The sequence below is a fragment of the Pseudomonas sp. XWY-1 genome (assembly GCF_002953115.1).
GTDB classification, from domain to species: Bacteria; Pseudomonadota; Gammaproteobacteria; order Pseudomonadales; family Pseudomonadaceae; genus Aquipseudomonas; species Aquipseudomonas alloputida.
Genome location: NZ_CP026332.1, coordinates 874,241 through 897,191, shown reverse-complemented (window position 1 = coordinate 897,191; position 22,951 = coordinate 874,241). Strand labels below are relative to the sequence as shown.

Here is a 22,951-nt window from a genome sequence, read left to right as displayed (position 1 = left end):
CTTCCCCACCGGCTGCTATATCTCCCTAACCACCCGTTTGTCGACTGCCTGGTCGAGGCTGTGCGTAACCCCCCTGACAGGGCTCTGTTACGCCGGTTGTGGCCCGAACACTCGGGTCGGGGGATCCGGATATCAGCAGGGAGCATCCATGGACAACATCGTCGTCGCCGATAAGCAATCCGAAGTCGCCACTCAGAGCGCCTGGGGCAATATCAATCTCAAAGCACCAAGCGTCATGCAGATACCGGTATCTCCAGACAAAGTGGCCACGGTCACCCAGCGCGGGCAGGACCTGATCGTCACCCTGAAGTCGGGGGAAAAGGTCACCATCGGTAACTTCTTCGCCGTGGACCAGGCCGGGGTCGGCAGCGATATGGTCTTCGTCGGCGAAGACGGCACCCTGTGGCATGCCCAGTACGATGCGGCAGCGTTCACCGGTTTCACCTTCGAAGAAGTGGCCTCGCTGGACGAACTGGTCGCAGGCATCGGTACTGCAGGCAGCGCCATGCCAACTTGGGCGATTGCCGGGCTCAGCCTGCTGGGCGTGGGCGGCGCAGCAGCAGCGGCGGACAATGGAGGCGGGGGCAGCAGCGGCGGTTCCGACCCCGACACCAGCGCACCGGCCACGCCGATCGACCTGCTGGTTTCACCGGATGGCCTGCGTCTGACCGGCCGTGGCGAAGCAGGCACCACGGTGAACATCCGCGACGCCGCCGGCAACCTGATCGGCAGCGGCACAGTGGGTGCCGACGGCAACTTCAACGTGACGTTGAATGCGCCGCAGATCAACAGCGAAAACCTTGATGTCACCCTGACCGACGCCGCCGGCAATGTCTCGGCGCCTGGCACTGTCACTGCACCGGACGCAACTGCACCACTGGCGCCGACCGACCTGGCAATCAATGAGCAGGGTAACACCCTCACCGGTCGTGCCGAGCCCGGCTCGACGGTATCCGTACGAGGCGCAGGTGGCGTATTGCTGGGCACTGCGGTGGCCGGTGCGGACGGCCAGTTCAGCATCACCCTGCAACCGCCACAAAGCGACGGCCAGGCCCTGGAGGTCAGCGCTGCAGACGCGGCAGGCAATAGCTCGCCAGTTGCCAGCATCACGGCACCGGACGTCGACACCCCTGATACTACAGCCCCTGAACAACCGACCGACCTGGCCCTGGCCGAAGGCGTCACCTTCACCGGTCGCGGTGAGCCTGGTGCTACCGTGCAGGTGCGCGACGCAGCCGGCAACCTGATTGGCACCGGTGTCGTCGGTGCCGACGGCCTGTTCAGCCTCACCCTGTCGCCTGCCCAGGCCAATGGTGAAGCACTCGATGTGCGTTTGGTGGATGCCGCCGGTAACAGCTCTACTCCATTGCAGTTCGATGCGCCGGACATTACCCCGCCCGATGCGGTGAGCAACATTGCTGTCGGCGCTGACGGCCTGGCCCTGAGCGGTCGCGGTGAACCCGGCGCCACTGTCGAAGTGCGTGATGCCAGTGGCACCGTGATCGGCACGGGTATTGTGGGAGCCAATGGCACTTTCCTGATTGATCTTGATCCGGCGGCGCAGCCGGGCGAGCAGTTGAGCCTGGTGCAGACCGATCCAAGCGGCAATGCGTCCGTGGCTACCGAGTACGACGTCCCACTGACCTCCGTGCCCAACAGCCCGAGCAATCTGGCCATCGATGCTGATGGCACCACCCTCACCGGTACCGCGCCGGCTGGCAGTCGTGTGGAAGTGCATGATGCCAACGGCACGTTGATTGGCAGTGCCATTGCCAACGCCGATGGCAGCTTCAGCATCGAACTGAATCCCGCACAAGCCAATGGCGAACTGCTGGACGTGGTCGCCATTGATGATGGCGGCGTTTCCTCGCTGCCTACCCAGATCACCGCACCGGATATCACCGCCCCTGCCGCACCGACCGAACTGGCCGTGGGCGCGGACGGCAGCGTAGTCACCGGCCGTGCCGAACCGGGAAGCACCGTACGCGTGCTGGCCGCCGACGGCACCACTGTGCTGGGTAGCGTGGTAGTTGGCGCTACCGGCAGCTTCAGCATCACCCTCGACCCGCCACAAGTTGACGGCGAAGTGCTACAGGCCACCGCGACCGATGCCGCTGGCAACACATCGCCAATCAGCTCGGTCACCGCCCCAGACATCGATGGCGGCGACACCACCCCGCCTGAAGCCCCGACCAATCTGGTGATCGGCCTTACCGGCAGCCAGCTCAGTGGTCGAGGCGAAGCCGGCTCTACCGTGCAGGTGAGTGACGCGGCCGGCAACATCCTCGCGACTGGCACCGTCGCTGCAGATGGCACCTTCGTCATCGCCCTGGACCCTGCTGTCAACGACGGCAGCACCTTGCAAGTCACCCTCACCGACGCCGCCGGCAACGTATCCCAACCGGGCTCGGTCACCTCGGCCGACCTGCTGCCTCCCGCGCAACCGACTGACCTGGCCCTGGCCGATGGCGTCACCTTCACCGGTCGCGGCGAGCCCGGCGCCACCGTGCAGGTGCGCGATGCCGGCGGTACTGTCATCGGTACTGGTGTCGTCGGTGCCGACGGCCTGTTCAGCCTCACCCTCTCGCCTGCCCAAGCCAACGGCGAAGCACTCGACGTGCGCTTGGTGGATGCCGCCGGCAACGCCTCGGCGCCGCTGCAGTTCGATGCGCCGGACATCACACCGCCCGATGCGGTCACCGATATCCTGGTCGGCCCTGGTGGCACGGCCCTGAGCGGTCGCGGCGAACCCGGCGCCACTGTCGAAGTGCGTGATGCCAGTGGCACCGTGATCGGCACGGGTATTGTGGGAGCCAATGGCACTTTCCTGATTGATCTTGATCCGGCGGCGCAGCCGGGCGAGCAGTTGAGCCTGGTGCAGACCGATCCAAGCGGCAATGCGTCCGTGGCTACCGAGTACGACGTACCGCTGACCACTGCGCCCGATAGCCCGAGCAATCTGGCCATCAATGCTGATGGCACCACCCTCACCGGTACCGCGCCGGCCGGCACCCGTGTGGAAGTACATGACACCAACGGCACGCTGATTGGCACTGTGGTGGCGGGCCCCGACGGCAGCTTCACCGTAACCCTCGACCCGCCTCAGGCCAACGGCGAACTGCTGGACGTGGTCGCCATCGATGACGGCGGCGTTTCCTCGCTGCCCGCACAGATCACCGCACCGGATGTCACCGCCCCTGCCGCACCGACCGAACTGGCGGTGAGCGCGGACGGCAGCGTTATCACGGGCCGTGCCGAACCGGGCAGCACCGTACGCGTGCTGGCCGCCGACGGCACCACTGTGCTGGGTAGCGTGGTAGTTGGCGCTATCGGCAGCTTCAGCATCACCCTCGACCCGCCACAAGTTGACGGCGAAGTGCTACAGGCCACCGCGACCGATGCCGCTGGCAACACATCGCCAACCAGCTCGGTCACCGCCCCAGACATCGATGGCGACACCACCCCGCCTGAAGCACCGACCAACCTGGTGATCAGCGCTGCCGGCAGCCAGCTCAGCGGTCGTGGCGAAGCCGGTACCAGCGTTCAGGTGCGCGATGACGCAGGCACCGTAATTGCCACGGGCACGGTGAATCCGGATGGTACCTTCGCCATCACCCTGGACCCTGCCGTGAACGACGGCAGTACCCTGCAAGTCACCCTCACCGACGCCGCTGGCAACGTATCGCAACCGGGCTCGGTCACCTCGGCTGACCTGCTGCCGCCCGCGCAACCGACTGACCTGGCCTTGGCCGATGGCGTCACCTTCACCGGTCGCGGCGAGCCCGGCGCCACCGTGCAGGTGCGCGATGCCGACGGTACTGTCATCGGTACTGGTGTCGTCGGTGCCGACGGCCTGTTCAGCCTCACCCTCTCGCCTGCCCAAGCCAACGGCGAAGCACTCGACGTGCGCTTGGCGGATGCCGCCGGCAACGCCTCGGCGCCGCTGCAGTTCGATGCGCCGGACATCACACCGCCCGATGCGGTCACCGACATCCTGGTCGGCCCAGGTGGCACAGCCCTGAGCGGTCGCGGCGAGCCAGGTGCCACTGTCGAAGTGCGCGATGCCAGTGGCACCGTGATCGGCACGGGTGTGGTCGGTGCCAACGGCACCTTCCTGATCGATCTCGCCCCGGCCGCTCAGCCAGGCGAGCAGTTGAGCCTGGTACAGACCGACCCAAGCGGCAATGCTTCCGTGGCTACCGAGTACGACGTCCCACTGACCTCCGCGCCCAACAGCCCGAGCAATCTGGCCATCAATGCTGATGGCACCACCCTCACCGGTACCGCGCCGGCTGGCAGCCGTGTGGAAGTGCATGATGCCAACGGCACGCTGGTTGCCACTGTGGTGGCTGGCCCCGACGGCAGCTTCACCGTCACCCTCGACCCGCCTCAGGCCAACGGCGAACTGCTGGACGTGGTCGCCATCGATGACGGCGGCGTTTCCTCGCTGCCCGCCCAGATCACCGCGCCTGATATCACCGCCCCTGCCCCACCGAGCGAGCTGGTGATCAATGCCGACGGCAGCGTAGTCACCGGCCGCGCCGAACCGGGAAGCACCGTACGCGTGCTGGCCGCCGACGGCACCACTGTGCTGGGTAGCGTGGTAGTTGGCGCTACCGGCAGCTTCAGCATCACCCTCGACCCGCCACAAGTTGACGGCGAAGTGCTGCAGGCCACGGCGACCGATGCCGCTGGCAATACTTCCGTTGCCAGCTCCGTCACCGCCCCAGACATCGATGGCGGCGACACCACCCCGCCTGAAGCCCCGACCAATCTGGTGATCGGCCTTACCGGCAGCCAGCTCAGTGGTCGAGGCGAAGCCGGCTCTACCGTGCAGGTGAGTGACGCGGCCGGCAACATCCTCGCGACTGGCACCGTCGCTGCAGATGGCACCTTCGTCATCGCCCTGGACCCTGCCGTCAACGACGGCAGCACCTTGCAAGTCACCCTCACCGACGCCGCCGGCAACGTATCCCAACCGGGTTCGGTCACCTCGGCTGACTTGGTGCCGCCCGCACAACCAACTGACCTGGCCCTGGCCGATGGCGTCACCTTCACCGGTCGCGGCGAGCCCGGCGCTACCGTGCAAGTACGCGATGCCAACGGTGCTGTCATCGGTACTGGTGTCGTCGGTGCCGACGGCCTGTTCAGCCTCACCCTGTCGCCTGCCCAGGCCAACGGCGAAGCACTCGACGTACGCTTGGTGGATGCTGACGGCAACGCCTCTGCGCCGCTGCAATTCGATGCGCCGGATATCACCCCACCTGAAGCAGTAACCAATATTGCAGTTGGTGCTGACGGCCTGGCGCTGAGCGGTCGCGGCGAATCGGGTGCCACTGTCGAAGTGCGTGATGCCAATGGCACCGTGATCGGCACGGGTGTGGTCGGTGCCAACGGCACCTTCCTGATCGACCTGAATCCGGCCGCTCAGCCGGGCGAACAATTGAGCCTTGTGCAGACCGACCCAAGCGGCAACGCTTCCTCGGCACTGCAATTCGAAGTCCCGGTCACCACTGCGCCTGCCAGCCCCACCGACCTGGTGTTCGCCGAAGACGGCAGCAGCATCAGCGGTACCGCACCGGCCGGCACCCGTGTGGAAGTACATGACGCCAACGGCACGTTGATTGGCACTGTGGTGGCGGGCCCCGACGGCAGCTTCACCGTCACCGTCGACCCGCCTCAGGCCAACGGCGAACTGCTGGACGTGGTCGCCATCGATGACGGCGGCGTTTCCTCGCTGCCCGCACAGATCACCGCCCCCGACATCACCGCCCCTGCCGCACCGAGCGAGCTGGTGATCAATGCCGACGGCAGCGTAGTCACCGGCCGCGCCGAACCGGGAAGCACCGTACGCGTGCTGGCCGCCGACGGCACCACTGTGCTGGGTAGCGTGGTAGTTGGCGCTACCGGCAGCTTCAGCATCACCCTCGACCCGCCACAAGTTGACGGCGAAGTGCTACAGGCCACCGCGACCGATGCCGCTGGCAACACATCGCCAATCAGCTCGGTCACCGCCCCAGACATCGATGGCGGCGACACCACCCCGCCTGAAGCCCCGACCAATCTGGTGATCGGCCTTACCGGCAGCCAGCTCAGTGGTCGAGGCGAAGCCGGCTCTACCGTGCAGGTGAGTGACGCGGCCGGCAACATCCTCGCGACTGGCACCGTCGCTGCAGATGGCACCTTCACCATCACCCTGGACCCTGCCGTGAACGACGGCAGCACCTTGCAAGTCACCCTCACCGACGCCGCCGGCAACGTATCCCAACCAGGCTCGGTCACCTCGGCTGACCTGCTGCCGCCCGAGCAACCGACTGACCTGGCCTTGGCCGATGGCGTCACCTTCACCGGTCGCGGCGAGCCCGGCGCCACCGTGCAGGTGCGCGATGCTGCCGCCAACCTGATTGGCACCGGTGTCGTCGGTGCCGATGGCCTGTTCAGCCTCACCCTGTCGCCTGCCCAGGCCAATGGTGAAGCACTCGATGTGCGTCTGGTGGATGCCGCCGGTAACAGCTCTGCCCCATTGCAATTCGATGCACCGGACATCACCCCACCTGAGGCAGTAACCAATATTACAGTTGGCGTTGACGGCCTGGCCCTGAGCGGTCGCGGCGAACCGGGTGCCACTGTCGAAGTGCGCGATGCCAGTGGCACCGTGATCGGCACGGGTGTCGTGGGAGCCAACGGCACCTTCCTGATCCACCTCGCCCCAGCCGCACAGCCGGGCGAGCAGTTGAGCCTGGTGCAGACCGACCCAAGCGGCAACGCTTCCTCGGCGGTGCAATTCGAAGTCCCGGTCACCACTGCGCCTGCCAGCCCCACCGACCTGGTGTTCGCCGAAGACGGCAGCAGCATCAGCGGTACCGCACCGGCCGGCACCCATGTGGAAGTGCATGACGCCAACGGCACGTTGATTGGCACTGTGGTGGCGGGCCCCGACGGCAGCTTCATCGTCACCCTCGACCCGGCCCAGGCCAATGGCGAACTGCTGGACGTGGTCGCCATTGATGACGGCGGCGTTTCCTCGCTGCCCGCCCAGATCACCGCACCTGATATCACCGCCCCTGCCCCACCGAGCGAACTGGTGATCAATGCCGACGGCAGCGTGGTCACCGGCCGCGCCGAACCGGGAAGCACCGTACGCGTGCTGGCCGCCGACGGCACCACTGTGCTAGGTAGCGTGCTAGTTGGTGCTACCGGCAGCTTCAGCATCACCCTCGACCCGCCACAGATAGACGGCGAGGTGCTGCAAGTGACGGCCACCGATGCGGCAGGCAACGCCTCCACCGGCAGCAACCTTACCGCGCCGGACATCGACGGCAGCGACACAACGCCACCGGAAGCCCCGACCAACCTGGTAATCAACCCTGCCGGCAGCCAGCTCAGTGGTCGAGGCGAAGCCGGCTCTACCGTGCAGGTGCGTGACGCGGCCGGCAACATCCTTGCGACTGGCACCGTCGCTGCAGATGGCACCTTCACCGTCGCCCTTGACCCTGCCGTGAACGACGGCAGCACCTTGCAAGTCACCCTCACCGACGCCGCTGGCAACGTATCGCAACCGGGCTCGGTCACCTCGGCCGACTTGCTGCCGCCCGCACAACCGACTGACTTGACCCTGGCCGATGGCGTCACCTTCACCGGTCGCGGCGAGCCTGGTGCTACCGTGCAGGTGCGCGACGCAGCCGGCAACCTGATTGGCACCGGTGTCGTCGGTGCCGACGGCCTGTTCAGCCTCACCCTGTCGCCTGCTCAGGCCAATGGCGAAGCTCTCGACGTACGCTTGGTGGATGCTGACGGCAACGCCTCGGCGTCACTGCAATTCGATGCGCCGGACATCACACCGCCCGATGCGGTCACCGATATCCTGATCGGCCCAGGTGGCACGGCTCTGAGCGGTCGCGGCGAGCCCGGCGCCACCGTCGAAGTTCGCGATGCCAATGGCACCGTGATCGGCACGGGTGTCGTGGGTGCCAACGGCACCTTCCTGATCGACCTCGCCCCAGCCGCTCAGCCGGGCGAGCAGTTGAGCCTGGTACAGACCGACCCAAGCGGCAATGCTTCGGTGGCTACTGAGTACGACGTACCGCTGACCACTGCGCCCGATAGCCCGAGCGATCTGGCCATCGATGCTGATGGCACTACCCTTACCGGTACCGCGCCGGCTGGAACCCGTGTGGAAGTGCATGACGCCAACGGCACGCTGGTTGCCACTGTGGTGGCGGGCCCCGACGGCAGCTTCACCGTAACCCTCGACCCGCCTCAGGCCAACGGCGAACTGCTGGACGTGGTCGCCATCGATGACGGCGGCGTTTCCTCGCTGCCCGCACAGATCACCGCGCCCGACATCACTGCCCCTGCCGCACCGACCGAACTGGCCGTGAGCGCGGACGGCAGCGTTATCACCGGCCGTGCCGAACCGGGCAGCACCGTGCGCATCGTGGCTGCCGACGGCACCGAACTGGGCACTGCCGTGGTCGGCCCGACCGGCGTGTTCAGCCTCAACCTCAACCCGCCACAGGTTGACGGCGAAGTGCTACAGGCCACCGCGACCGATGCCGCTGGCAATACTTCCGTTGCCAGCTCCGTCACCGCCCCAGACATCGATGGCGGCGACACCACCCCGCCTGAAGCCCCGACCAATCTGGTGATCGGCCTTACCGGTAGCCAACTCAGTGGTCGAGGCGAAGCCGGCTCTACCGTGCAGGTGCGTGACGCGGCCGGCAACATCCTTGCGACCGGCACCGTCGCCGCGGATGGCACCTTCGCCATCGCCCTGGACCCTGCCGTGAACGACGGCAGCACCTTGCAGGTCACCCTCACCGATGCCGCCGGCAACGTATCCCAACCGGGCTCGGTCGCCTCGGCCGACTTGGTGCCGCCCGCACAACCAACTGACCTGGCCCTGGCCGATGGCGTCACCTTCACCGGTCGCGGCGAGCCCGGTGCTACCGTGCAGGTTCGCGATGCCGGCGGCGCTGTCATCGGTACTGGTGTCGTCGGTGCCGACGGTCTGTTCAGCCTCACCCTGTCGCCTGCCCAGGCCAACGGCGAAGCACTCGACGTACGCTTGGTGGATGCTGACGGCAACACCTCTGCGCCGCTGCAATTCGATGCGCCGGATATCACCCCACCTGAAGCAGTAACCAATATTGCCGTCGGTGCTGACGGCCTGGCGCTGAGCGGTCGCGGCGAACCCGGCGCCACTGTCGAAGTGCGCGATGCCAATGGCACCGTGATCGGCACGGGTGTGGTGGGAGCCAATGGCACCTTCCTGATCGATCTTGATCCGGCGGCGCAGCCGGGCGAGCAGTTGGGCCTGGTGCAGACCGATCCAAGCGGCAATGCTTCCGTGGCTACCGAGTACGACGTCCCACTGACCTCCGCGCCCGACAGCCCGAGCAATCTGGCCATCGATGCTGATGGCACTACCCTTACCGGTACCGCGCCGGCCGGCAGCCGTGTGGAAGTGCATGATGCCAACGGCACGTTGATTGGCACTGTGGTGGCGGGCCCCGACGCCAGCTTCACCGTCATCCTCGACCCGCCCCAGGCCAACGGCGAACTGCTGGACGTGGTCGCCATCGATGACGGCGGCGTTTCCTCGCTGCCCGCACAGATCACCGCACCGGATATCACCGCCCCTGCCGCACCGGCCGAACTGGTGATCAATGCCGACGGCAGCGTGGTCACCGGCCGCGCAGAACCGGGCAGCACCGTACGCGTGCTGGCCGCCGACGGCACCAATGTGCTGGGTAGCGTGGTAGTTGGCGCTACCGGCAGCTTCAGCATCACCCTCGACCCGCCACAGATAGACGGCGAGGTGCTTCAAGTCACGGCCACCGATGCGGCAGGCAACCCCTCCACCGCCAGCAACCTTACCGCGCCGGACATCGACGGCAGCGACACAACGCCACCGGAAGCCCCGACCAATCTGGTGATCAACGCTGCCGGCAGCCAGCTGACCGGTCGCGGTGAAGCCGGTGCCAGCCTTCAGGTGCGCGATGGCGCAGGCACCGTAGTTGCCACGGGCACGGTCAACCCGGATGGCACCTTCGCCATCACCTTGAACCCGGCCATCACCGATGGCAGTACTCTGCAAGTGACCCTGACCGACGCTGCCGGCAATGTCTCGCAACCCGGTTCGGTCGCCGCGCCAGACCTGCTGGCCCCCGCGCAGCCAACCGAGCTGGCCTTGGTCGATGGTGTGACCTTCACCGGCCGCGGCGAGCCCGGTGCCACCGTACAGGTGCGCAATGCCACCGGCAGCCTGATCGGCACAGGCCTGGTCAACGAAGACGGCACCTTCAGCGTCACGCTGTTCCCCGCCCAGGCCAATGGTGAGGCCCTGGACATTCGCGTGGTAGACGCCGCCGGCAACAGTTCGACGCCGCTGGCGTTCACTGCACCGGACACCACGCCGCCAGCTACTGTCAGCAACATCGTGGTCGGCGCCGATGGCCTGGTGCTCAGTGGCCGGGGCGAAGCGGGTACTACCGTACAAGTACGTGATGCCAACGGCACTGTCATCGGTACCGGCACCGTCAGCGCCAACGGCACCTTCGTGGTCGACCTGGACCCGGCTGCCCAGCCGGGTGCTCAGTTGAGCCTGGTGCAAACCGATGCGAGCGGCAACGCCTCCGAGGTCCTGCAATATGAAGTTCCGGTAACCACCGCGCCCGCCAGCCCCAGCGACCTGGTGGTGGCTGAGAACGGTGTCAGCATCAGCGGTACAGCCCCGGCGGGCAGCCGCGTGGAAGTACACGACGCCAACGGCTCACTGGTCGGCAGTGTGGTGGTAGGTGCCGATGGCACCTTCACCGTCATCCTCAACCCGGCCCAGGCCAACGGCGAACTGCTGGACGTGGTGGCCATCGACGGCAGCGGTGCTACATCGTTACCCGTGCAGGTCACCGCACCGGATATCACCCCACCGGTCACCCCGGGCGAGCTGGCGATCAGTGCCAACGGCAGCGAGGTCACCGGCCGCGCCGAAGTGGGCAGCACCGTGCGGGTGGTGGCCGCCGATGGCACCACCGTGCTGGGTAGTGGGGTGGTCGACGCCACTGGCAGCTTCAGCATCACCCTCGACCCGCCACAGGTAAACGGCGAGGTACTGCAAGTCACCGCCACTGACGCCGCCGGCAACACCTCCACGGCCGGCGACATCACCGCGCCGGACATCGACGGCGGCGACACCACACCACCGGATGCCGCGACCAACCTGGTAGTCGGCCTGGCCGGCGCCCAGCTCAATGGCCGCGGCGAAGCCGGGGCCAGCGTGCAGGTGCGCGATGCCCAGGGCAATGTACTGGCCAGCGGCTCGGTCAACCCGGACGGCACCTTCCAGATCACCCTCGATCCACCGGTGAAAGATGGCAGCAACCTGCAAGTGGTGCTGACCGATGCCAGCGGCAATGCTTCGGCCCCGGCGTCGGTGGTTACCCCGGACTTGCAGGCCCCGGCTCAACCGACCGGCGTGGCCTTGGCCGACGGCGTGACCCTGAGTGGCAACGGCGAACCGGGTGCGACCGTGCAGGTACGCGATGCCTTGGGCAACTTGCTCGGCACTGGCCTGGTCCCTGAAACCGGCAGTTTCAGCATCACCCTGTCGCCGGCCCAGGCCAATGGCGAGATCCTCGACATCCGTCTGATCGATGCTGCCGGCAATGTCTCTTCACCCCTGCAGTTCGAGGCTCCGGACATCACCGCGCCTGCCGTAGTCAGCAACATCGTCGTCGGCGCCGACGGCCTGACCTTGGGCGGTCGCGGCGAAGCCGGTGCTACCGTCGAGGTGCGCGATGCCAATGGCACGCTGATCGGTACCGGCACAGTGACCGCGAACGGTACTTTCCTGATCGACCTTGATCCGGCTGCACTGCCGGGTGAACGCCTGAGCCTGGTACAGACCGACCCGAGCGGCAACGCCTCTGAAGCGCTGACCTACGACGTGCCACTGGTGGTCACCCCAACCAGCCCGAGCGAACTGGTCGTCGCTGCCGATGGCAGCAGCATCAGCGGTTCTGCTCCTGCTGGTAGCCGCGTGGAAGTGCATGATGCCAACGGCACGCTGGTCGGTAGCATCGTGGTGGGTGCCGAGGGCACCTTCACCGTGGTGCTTACACCGGCCCAGGCCAATGGCGAGTTGCTGGACGTGGTGGCGATCGACAACAACGGCACCTCGTCGTTGCCGGTGCAGGTCGCCGCACCAGACATCACCGCGCCTGCGGCGCCAAGCGATCTGGCAATCAGTGGCGACGGTACCGTTGTCAGCGGCCGCGCCGAAGCAGGCAGCACCGTCCGTGTGCTGGCCGCCGATGGCACCACTGTACTGGGCAGTGTCGTGGTGGGGGCCAGCGGCGCCTTCAGCATCGGCCTCACCCCGCCACAAGTGGCAGGCGAGCAGTTGCAGGTGACGGCCACCGATGTCGCAGGCAACGCCTCCACGGCCGGCAGCGTCACCGCACCGATCGTGGACAACGGCGGCGACACCACACCGCCGGAACCCGCTACCGAGCTGGCCATCAGTAACGATGGCCGCACAGTCTCCGGGCGCGGCGAAGCGGGCGCCACCGTGGAGGTGCGCAACGATCAGGGGCAAGTGCTGGTGAGCGGCACCGTTCAGCCCGATGGCAGCTTCAATGTGCAACTGCCAACCCCGGTGGTGGATGGCTCGTCCCTGCAAGTGACCCTGACCGACGCCGCCGGCAACGTCTCTACACCTAGCCCGCTGACGGCGCCCGACCAGGTAGCACCGCTGCAACCAACCGACCTGGTGCTGAGCAATGGCGACAGCCTGGCCGGTACTGCAGAAGGGGGCGCACGAGTAGAGGTCAAAGATGCCTCAGGCAACCTGATCGGCAGCGCCATTGCCGAGCCGGATGGCAGTTTCAGCCTGACCCTCGACCCGCCACAGGCCAATGGCGAGACCCTGTCCATCATCGTGACCGATGCGGCAGGCAACACTTCGGTGCCGCTGAGCTACGTGGCCCCGGACATCACCGCGCCAGCGATCGTCGCCGACGTGGTGGCAAGCGATGGCAGCCTGGCCGTGTCTGGCCGTGGCGAGCCCGGTGCCACAGTGGAAGTGCGTGATGCCCAGGGCGCAGTCATCGGTACTGGCACCGTGGCGCCAAATGGCACCTTCGTGATTGACCTGGAGGCACCGCTGGCCGCAGGTGAGAACCTCGTGCTGGTGCAGACCGATGCCGCCGGCAATACCTCGGCAGGGGTCAGCGTGACCGTTGCCGATACACCGCTGCCCGAAAGCCCGAGCGGCGTGGTGGTGGCCGGTGACGGATCCAGCGTTTCCGGTACCGCACCGGCAGATACGCAGGTGGAAGTGCGTGACGCGCAGGGCAATGTCCTGGGCAGCGCCCAGGCCGGTCCGGATGGCAGCTTCACCGTCGGCCTGACCCCGGCCCAGGCCAACGGCGAGACCCTGGATGTCGTGGCGGTTGACGGCGCTGGCAACAGTTCGCTGCCTACCCAGATCACCGCCCCCGATATCACCCCGCCCAATGAAGCCAGCGAACTGCAACTGAGTGCCGATGGCAGCCTGCTCACTGGTCGCGGCGAACCGGGCACCACCGTGCAGGTCATCAGCGCCGACGGGACTGTGCTGGGCAACGCCCAGGTCGGTGCCGACGGTGTGATCAGCGTGGTCCTGAACCCAGCGCAGACCGACGGCCAGGAACTGGACGTGGTCCTGCGCGACCCCGCTGGCAACACCTCGACCGCCACCCTCGTCGCGCCCGATACCGACGGCCCGCTGCAACCCTCCGGGCTGGCCATCGATACCGCTGGCATCCACCTTACCGGCCAGGGTCAAAGCGGCTCCATCGTCACCGTGCGTGACGCCGACGGCAATGTGCTGGGCACTGCCACCGTGGGCGGCGACGGCCGTTTCGACGTCACCCTCGTCGCGCCACAGCGCAATGGCGAAAGCCTGACCGTCGAAGCGACCGACAACCTGGGCAATAGCGCAGGGCCGGTGGACTTCACCGCCCCCGACTCTACCCCGCCGCAAGTGGTCACCAACCCAGCCATCGACGGCACCGGCACCACGATCACCGGCAACGGCGAACCGGGCGCCACCGTGACCGTGCGCGGGCCGGATGGCAGCGTGCTGGGCAGCACGGTGGTCGGCGCGGGTGGCGCTTTCGAAATTACCCTCGACGAGCCGCAAACCAACGGCCAGGCACTGACCGTGGAGCAACGCGACGCGGCCGGCAACCTGTCGGCGGCGGTCGATTTGTCGGCACCGGATACCCAGGCACCCGATAGCCCCACCGGGCTGGTCCTGGCCGGCGACGGCAGCAGCCTGAGCGGCAGCGGTGAGCCGGGTGCGCAGGTGACCGTGACCGGCACTGGCGGCACAGTACTGGGCACCGCAACGGTCCAGCCCGATGGCACCTTCCAGGTGGCCATCGACCCGCCACAGCTCAATGGCCAGACGCTGTCTGTCACTCAGGCGGACAATAGCGGCAACGGCTCGCCCGCTGGCACTGTGATCGCACCTGACTTCGAGGCACCGCTGCCGGCGCAAGGGCTGGGCCTTGATCCTACTGGCACACTGCTCAGCGGGCAGGGCGAGGCAGGCAGCACCGTAGAGGTACGCGATGCTGCGGGCAACCTGCTAGGCACCATCCCGGTGAATGCTGACGGGACGTTCGAAGTGGCACTCTCCACGGCCCAGACCAACGGCGAAGTGCTGTCGGTGGTGCTGATCGATGGCGGCGGCAATGCCTCGCCGTCGGCCACGTTCACCGCTGACGACAGCACCGCGCCAGCTGCGCCTGCCGGCCTCACGATCACCCCGGGCGGCAGTGCCATCCAGGGTACCGGTGAAGCTGGCTCCACGGTGGAAGTGAAGCTTGCCGACGGCACGTTGGTTGGCACGGTCGTTGTGCCCGCAGGCGGCAGCTTCACAGTCCCACTATCGCCCGCCCAGTTGGACGGCCAGGCCCTGGATGTAACGCTGACCGATGCGGCCGGCAATATTTCGCAGCCCAGCCAGATCCTTGCGCCTGACATCACGCCACCAGCGCTGCCTACCGACGTTGCAGTCAACGGCGATGGCACGGCTGTGACCGGTAATGCACCTGGCGCCAGTTCAGTGACCGTGAGCGATGGGGCCGGCAATGTGATCACCGTTGCGGTCAACCCGGATGGCAGTTTCAGCGTGCCGCTGGATACACCGCAGAACAACGGCCAGACCGTAACCGTGGTAGTGACCGACGCAGCCGGCAACGACTCGGCGCCGGTCTCTGTCACCGCTCCGGACACGACCAACCCAGAACCGGCGACCGGGCTTACCGTAAGCCCGGACGGCAGCTCGGTCGGCGGCACAGCCGAGCCTGGCAGCACAGTGGAAGTCCGCAACCCGGATGACACCGTGCGCGGCACTGTAACTGCAGGGCCGGACGGCACCTTCGTGATACCTGTCGACCCACCGCTGGGATCAGGCGAAACCGTCGATGTGGTGGTGATCGACCCTGCCGGCAACGAATCTCCTGAAATACCACTGACTGGCCCGACCGGTACCGAAGTGGCCACGCCTTCGGCCCTTGCCATCAGCGTCGACGGTTTCCTGCTGACTGGCCAAGGTACGGTCGGCTCGCTGATTACCGTGACCTCCGGTGGCACCACGCTGGGTAGCGCCACGGTCGGCAGCGACGGCACCTTCCGTGTGTTCTTCCAGAACGCCCAGCTCAACGCCCAGATCTTGCAGGTCAGTGCCAAGGCTACCGTCGACGGCCAGCCTTCGGTGCCGGCCATTATCGTGGCCAATGACTCCACGGCACCGGACGCGCCGACACAGGTAAACCTCAACGCCACCGGCAGTACGCTGACCGGCCAAGGCGAGGTGGGTGCAACCGTGCGCGTGACAGACGTACAAGGCACCTTGCTGGGGACTGCAACCGTCGACAGCAATGGCCTGTTCAGCGTCAGCTTCTCGCCGGCCGTGGCCAATGGGCAAAACCTGATCGTCACCCAGGCTGATGCTGCAGGCAATGTTTCGCTCGCGGCCACCCTGCAAGCGCCCGACCTTCAGGCACCGCTGGCGGCCAGCAACCTCAGCCTCAACAGCGCAGCCACCGTGCTCAGCGGCCAGGGCGAAGCCGGCGCCAGCGTCACCGTGCGCGACGCCAGCGGCGCCATCCTGGCCACTGGCACCGTCAACCAGAGCGGCCAGTTCCAGATCACCCTGCCCAGCGCGCAGGTCACCGGTAGCCCGCTACAGGTCACCCTCAGTGATACCGTTGGCAATGTGTCTGCCCCGGCCAGCCTGGCCACGCCAGACCACACGCCGCCAGCGGCCATCAGTAACCCGGTGTTGAGCCAGGACGGCCGGCAGCTTTCCGGCAGCGGTGAAGTGGGCGCCACGGTACAGGTACGCAACGCCGCCGGTGCCTTGCTCGGCACCGCCACGGTGGGCGTCGACGGTCGCTTCACGGTGACCTTCGACACGCCGCAAGCCAACGGCCAGGTCATCGGCGTGACGCAAATGGATGCCGCCAGCAATACCTCGCCGGCGATCAACGTGACAACCCCGGACCTGACCCCACCCGCACCGCTGACCAACGTGGTGCTGAACAACAACGGCCTGACCCTGACCGGCCTGGGCGAAGCCGGTGCCACGGTCACCGTTCACGGCCCGGACGGGACCATCATCGGCACCGGCCTGGTGGCGGCCAATGGCAGCTTTACCCTCACCCTGAACAGCGCCCAGCTCAACGCCCAGCTCCTGAGCGTTACGCAGACCGACGCGGGCAACAACACCTCCAACGCCGTGGCGGTCACCGCGCCGGACTTCACCCCGCCTACGGCACCGACAGCACTCGCGCTGTCCGGTACCGGGCTGCAACTGACCGGTAACGCCGAAGCCGGCAGCACCGTGACCGTGCGCGATGCCAGCGGCAACGTGCTGGGCACAGCGGTAGCCGGTGGCAACGGCACCTTCCAGGTCACCCTGAACAGTGCCCAGACCAATGGCCAGGCGCTGCAGGTGACCGCCACCGACGCAGCCGGCAACGTGTCGCCGGCCGCACCTTACACCGCAGCCGACACCACGCCGCCGGCCGCCGTGGCCAACCTGGCTGTCTCCGCCAATGGCGCCACCCTGACAGGCGATGGCGAAGCAGGCGCAACCGTGACCGTACGAGCACCGGACGGTACCGTGCTGGGCAACGCTACAGTGGCCGCCGACGGTCACTTCAGCGTGTCCCTGTCACCGGCAGCGATCACGGGTGAAAGCCTGAGCGTGGTCCAGGCCGATGCCGCACAGAATGTCTCCCCTGCGCAAAACGTGACGGCGCCGGGCGCGCTGGCACCGGCCACGCCGGACAACCTGATACTGGCCGCCGACGGCCTGTCGGTGAGCGGCACCGCCGAGGCGGGCAGCACAATCAAGGTGTACGGCCCCAACGGCGTATTGCTGGGCAGCAGCCCGGTCACCAACGACGGCACGTTCACTGTCAATCTCGGCAGTGCACAGGCCAATGGCGAAGTGTTGCAGGTCAGCGCAACAGGCCCCGATGGCACCGTATCGCTGCCCGCTACCCTACAGGCACCGGACACCACGGCACCGCAACCACTGACCAACCTGGTGTTGTCCAACGACGGCCTGGTACTCAGTGGCCGCGGTGAAGCAGGTGCCACCGTTACCGTGCTTGGCGAAGGCGGTATCGAACTGGGCACTGCCGTGGTCGATGCCAATGGCGACTTCAACGTCGACCTGAGCGTCGCTCAAATCAACGGCGAACAGCTCAGCGCCAGCCAGTCCGATGTGGCCGGCAACGAGTCCAACAGCGTCAGCCTGACAGCCCCTGACCGCGTCGCGCCGGATGCTGCCGGCAACCTGGCCTTCGCCGGGGGTGGCAGCTTGCTGAACGGTACCGGCGAAGCGGGTGCCGCCGTGCGTGTGCTCGCCGCCGATGGTTCGGTGCTGGGCAGTGCAACGGTGCGCGCCGACGGTACCTTCCAGGTCAACCTCGCATCGCCGCAGGCCAACGGCCAACAGGTGCAAGTGGTACTGGCCGATGCGGCTGGCAACCAGTCTGCCGCCAGCGCCATCACCGCACCCGATACCACACCGCCATCGGCACCCGGCGAACTGGCCGTTTCCGGTGATGGTGTCACCCTCACCGGCCGCGGCGAAGTGGGCGCGCTGGTGACCGTGACCAACCCGGCAGGCGAGGAAATCGGCAGCGCCACGGTCGATGCCAGTGGCCACTTCACCATCACGCTGAACCCGGCGTTGGGCAACGCCGAGCTACTCAGCTTCACCCAGGCCGATGCGGCCGGCAACGTGTCGGCAGTGGCAACTCTGCAAACCCCGGACTTCACTCCACCCGACCCGCTCACCCTGGTGGTGATCAACGCCGACGGCAGTGTGGTCAGCGGCCTGGGCGAGGCCGGCGCCACAGTAATCGTCAGTAATGCAGCCGGTACCGTACTGGGCACGGGTATCGTGCTTGCTGATGGCAGCTTCAGCGTCGAGCTGTCACCTGCACAAATCAACAGCCAGACACTGTCGGTGCTGCAGGCCGACCCACCCGGCAACGTCAGCCTGCCGGTCAACGTCCAGGCGCCGGACCTCACGCCGCCAGCTGCTGCAACAGAGCTGCGGCTCAATGCGGCAGGTGACGAGCTGAGCGGTATCGGCGAAGTGGGCGCCACCGTGCGCGTGTACGTCGGCACCACGCAGGTCGGTACCGGCACAGTGGGCGCCGACGGGACCTTCATCGTAGGGCTGGATGCAGCACAGCTCGATGGCCAGGTGCTGCAGGTCACCCTGACCGATGCAACCGGCAACATCTCGCCAATCAGTTCGGTCACGGCCGTGGACACCACACCACCGGCCACCGTGATCGCCAGCATCAACGACAGCGGTACCCAGGTGACCGGTACTGCCGAAGCCGGCACCCGCGTCACTGTGGTCAACAACAACGGCGACCTGCTGGGCCAGGTAACGGTGGAACCGGACGGCACCTTCGTCCTTGACCTGAACCTCCCGCAAATCAACGGCGAAACGCTCACCATCATCGCCCAGGACGCCACTGGCAACCCGTCGGTACCGCTGGCGGTGACTGCGCCAGACCTGACGCCACCGGTGCAGCCGACCGACCTGCTGCTCAACGCAGCCGGTACGTCGATGACGGGTACGGCCGAAGCCGGCAGCACCATCACGGTACGCGGCCCGGACAACAGCATCGTGGGCACAGTGGAAGTGGATGCGAACGGCCAGTTCACTGTGCCGATCAGCCCGGCACAGAACAACGGCCAGTTGCTGACGGTGGTGTCCACCGATGATGCCGGTAACGCTTCGGTGGCTGTCCCTTACCAGACCAACGACACCTCGCCACCCGACCTGGTGACCAACCTGGCGATCAACAACACCTTCAACGTGCTGACCGGCAAGGGCGAAGCCAATGCCACGGTCACCGTCAGCTTCGACGGAGACGTGATCGGTACCGGCGTGGTGGATGGCGCTGGCAACTTCCAGATAACACTGGTGCCAGCGGTGGGCTCGCTCGCCACCCTGGAAGTGACACAGTCCGACGGCATCAATACGTCTGCGGTCGCGACCTACCTCACACCGTTGATCGCACCACCCGTGCCGCCAACCGACGTGACCTTGGGCAGCGACGGCCTGACCCTGACAGGCAGTGCACCAAGCGGTGTGGACATTCGCGTGTACGATGCCGCAGGCAACCTGATCGGTACAGGCAGCGCAAACCTGAGCGGCACCTTCACTCTGACACTGGACGCAGCCCAGCTCAACGGCGAGCACATTTCGGTGACAGCGGTGGCACTGGTCGGCGGCGAATCACAGCCGACCTTCCTGCAAGCGGCTGACATCACGCCACCGGCCAACCCGGTGGTGACCAGCCTCTCTGTCAATGGCCTGGTGCTGAGCGGCACGGGTGAAGCCGGTGCGACGGTGACAGTGCGTGATGCCAGCGACAATGTGCTCGGCACGGCGGTGGTGAATGGCGGTGGCGTGTTCACCGTCAACCTGAACGCCGCGCAGCTCAACGGCCAGGTCCTGGGCGTGAGCCAGGCTGACGCTGCAGGCAATGTGTCCGGCAGCACGAGCTACACTGCCGCAGACCTGCAGCCACCTGCAGCCCCCACCAACGTCGCCATCGATGGCGCGGGCACCGTGCTTACCGGTAGCGGTGAAGCGGGCGCTACCGTTACCGTCCAGGGCCCGAACGGCCAGGTCGGTACCGGAGTGGTGCAGGCCAACGGCACCTTCAGCATTACCCTGACCTCGCCACAGAACGACGGGCAACTGCTGGTGGTACGCCAGGCCGATGCTGCCGGCAACCTGTCCGCCAGCACCAGCCTGACTGCGCCGGACACCACCCCGCCAGCCGCCCCGCTGGCCACCATCAACGCCAACGGCACCTCGGTCAGTGGTTCTGGCCAGATCGGCAGCACGGTCACCGTGCGCAACAGCGCCGGTACCGTACTGGGCACCGCAACGGTGGGTAGCAACGGCCTGTTCGTGGTCAGCCTGACTGCGGCGCAGATCGACAACCAGGCGCTCAGCGTCACCCTCACCGACAGCGCCGGTAACGTGTCCACAGGCACTGCGCTGACCGCACCGGACCTGACCCCGCCTGCGGCTGCCGGCAACCTGCTGTTCAGTGCCGACGGCAGTACCCTCACCGGTACGGGCGAAGTGGGTGCCACCGTAACCGTACGCAGCGCCGGCGGGACCGTGCTGCAGACCGCGACGGTGCAGGCGGACGGCACCTTCACCGTGACCCTGAGCCCGCCTCAGGACAACGGCCAGATCCTTTCGGTGACCCTCAGCGACCCGCGCGGCAACGTGTCGGGCAACGCCAACATCACTGCACCGGATGTGGATGCCAACGCGCCGGTCATCGCCAGCGACAACCTGGCCACGGCCACGGTCAACCTGGCAGCAGTCAGCGCCACGAAGACCTACACCGACAGCTTCACCACGCTGCTGTCGGGCTTCTCCAAGACCTACACCTGGACGGTGGCAGCAGGCACCACGGCCGACCCTACTCTCACACTGACCACCAACAGCGTGCTGGCACTGCTCAACAACACCAGCTTCACCCTGCAGGTGAAAGACGCCAGCGGCGCCTGGGTGACCATCGCCACCGGCAACACCCAGGGCCTGCTCGACCTGATCGTGCTGCCAATCGGCTTGCAGGTGGACATCGGCGTGCTGCAAGCCGGTGATTACCGACTGACCGTGGGCAGTGGCGGCATCGGCCTGATCACCGAAGTGAGCACCACGCTGGACATCGTCTCCACCAGCCTGACCCAATTCACCGGCACCGGCATTGCCACCTCCGGCAACGTCATTACCGACGTGGGCACCGATGGCGCGGTGGATGCCCGTGGCCCGGACAGCGCCGCCGTGTTGCAAGTGCTGAAAGACGGCAGCTACGTCTCGGCCGGGACCGCCACGACGGTTCAGGGCCAGTACGGCACCCTGGTGATCAGTGCGGACGGCAGCTATACCTACACGCCCAACGGCAGCCCGAACAGTGTGGGCAAGGTGGATGTGTTCAGCTACCAGTTGGTGCACCCGAACGGCCTGTCCGATACCGCCAACCTGTACGTGCGCATCGACAGCCCGCAAGCCACGGAAATCTGGAGCGACAGCAACTACGGTGCACCGGCCACGGTGGTCGACGCAGTCAACGACGTTGGTAGCAGCCAAGTCACCCTGGACAACCGCGTGGACACCAGCAGCAGTACGCTGGGCTCGCTGAACCTGCCACTGATTGGTACCCGTCAGGCCACCTACACCACCACGGTTGCCGCCGACACCACGGCCGACCTGCAGGTGGTGGTCAACTCCGCCAACCTGTTGAGCCTGCTCAACGGCACCACCATCGAGCTGCTCAAGCTCAACCCAGCCACCGGCCAGTACGTTCTGGTGCAGTCGGTACCGGGTGGTTCGCTGGTCAGCGTGCTGGGGGGGGGCGCCGGGTATACCTTCGAGAACCAGGGCGCCGGTACCTACCACGTGCGTGTCACCGCCGGCGGCATTGGCTTGCTCAGTTCCATTACCACCAGCCTGAACACCACCACAACGTACCTGACCGAGTTCGTGGTCAGTGGCGCGACAGCCGCCACCGGCAACCTGCTGACTGACGACAACATCGGTTCGGCCTTGACCGTGCTGAGCGTGCTGACAGCGGCCAACACCTACACCATCCCAGGCTACAACGGGGTGAGCGTGGCCGGCACCTACGGCACGTTGCTGGTGCATGCCGACGGCAGCTACACCTACACCCTCAACGCGGGGCTCACCTCGGCGGTGGTCGGCCAGCAAGACACCTTCACCTACGAGCTAAGCCACCCGAACGGCACCACCGACACCGCAACCCTGACCATCAACGTGGACGATGCTGCCGGCCTCACCGCGACCACATCGCTGCTGGCCGATACCGGCGACGAATCAGAGGCACTCGCCAGCCTGGCAGCGGCCACCGATGTGATCGCCGGCAACGACGGCAACGACCACCTCGATGGCAGCCAGGGTGGCCACATCACCCTGCAGGGTGGTGCGGGTGACGACACGCTGGTGGTGGTCGACCAGAACTTCGCCAGCGTCGACGGTGGCTCGGGAACCGACACCCTGCTGTGGGGCGGCGGTGATGCCAGCATCGACCTGGGCAACCTGGCCGGGCGCGTACACGACATCGAAATCCTCGACCTCAACGACACCAGTTCGGTGGCGCTCACCCTCAACCTGGCGGATGTGGTGGCCATCACCGAAACCGCTACCGACACACTGATCATCAAGGGGGACGACAAAGACTCGGTTCACATGACGGACAACTGGACGCTGGTCGGGAACCAAACTGCCGACGGCATCGACTATAACCAGTACACGGCCCAGGAGGATCCAAGCCATCACCTGTGGGTACAAAACGGTATCCATGTGGTTTGA

General features: G+C 66.6%; 1 protein-coding gene. It reads left to right on the top strand.

Going from position 1 to position 22,951, the window contains the following annotated elements:
- Positions 1–148 precede the first annotated feature (148 nt).
- Entirely contained in the window at positions 149–22,951 is a 22,803-nt protein-coding gene (locus PRJ_RS04240; protein ID WP_158682543.1) for a BapA/Bap/LapF family large adhesin, read from the top strand.

What these genes read in the sequence shown, in the direction of transcription:
- PRJ_RS04240 (WP_158682543.1), top strand. Translation starts at nt 149, where the DNA reads ATGGACAACATCGTCGTCGCCGATAAGCAATCCGAAGTCGCCACTCAG.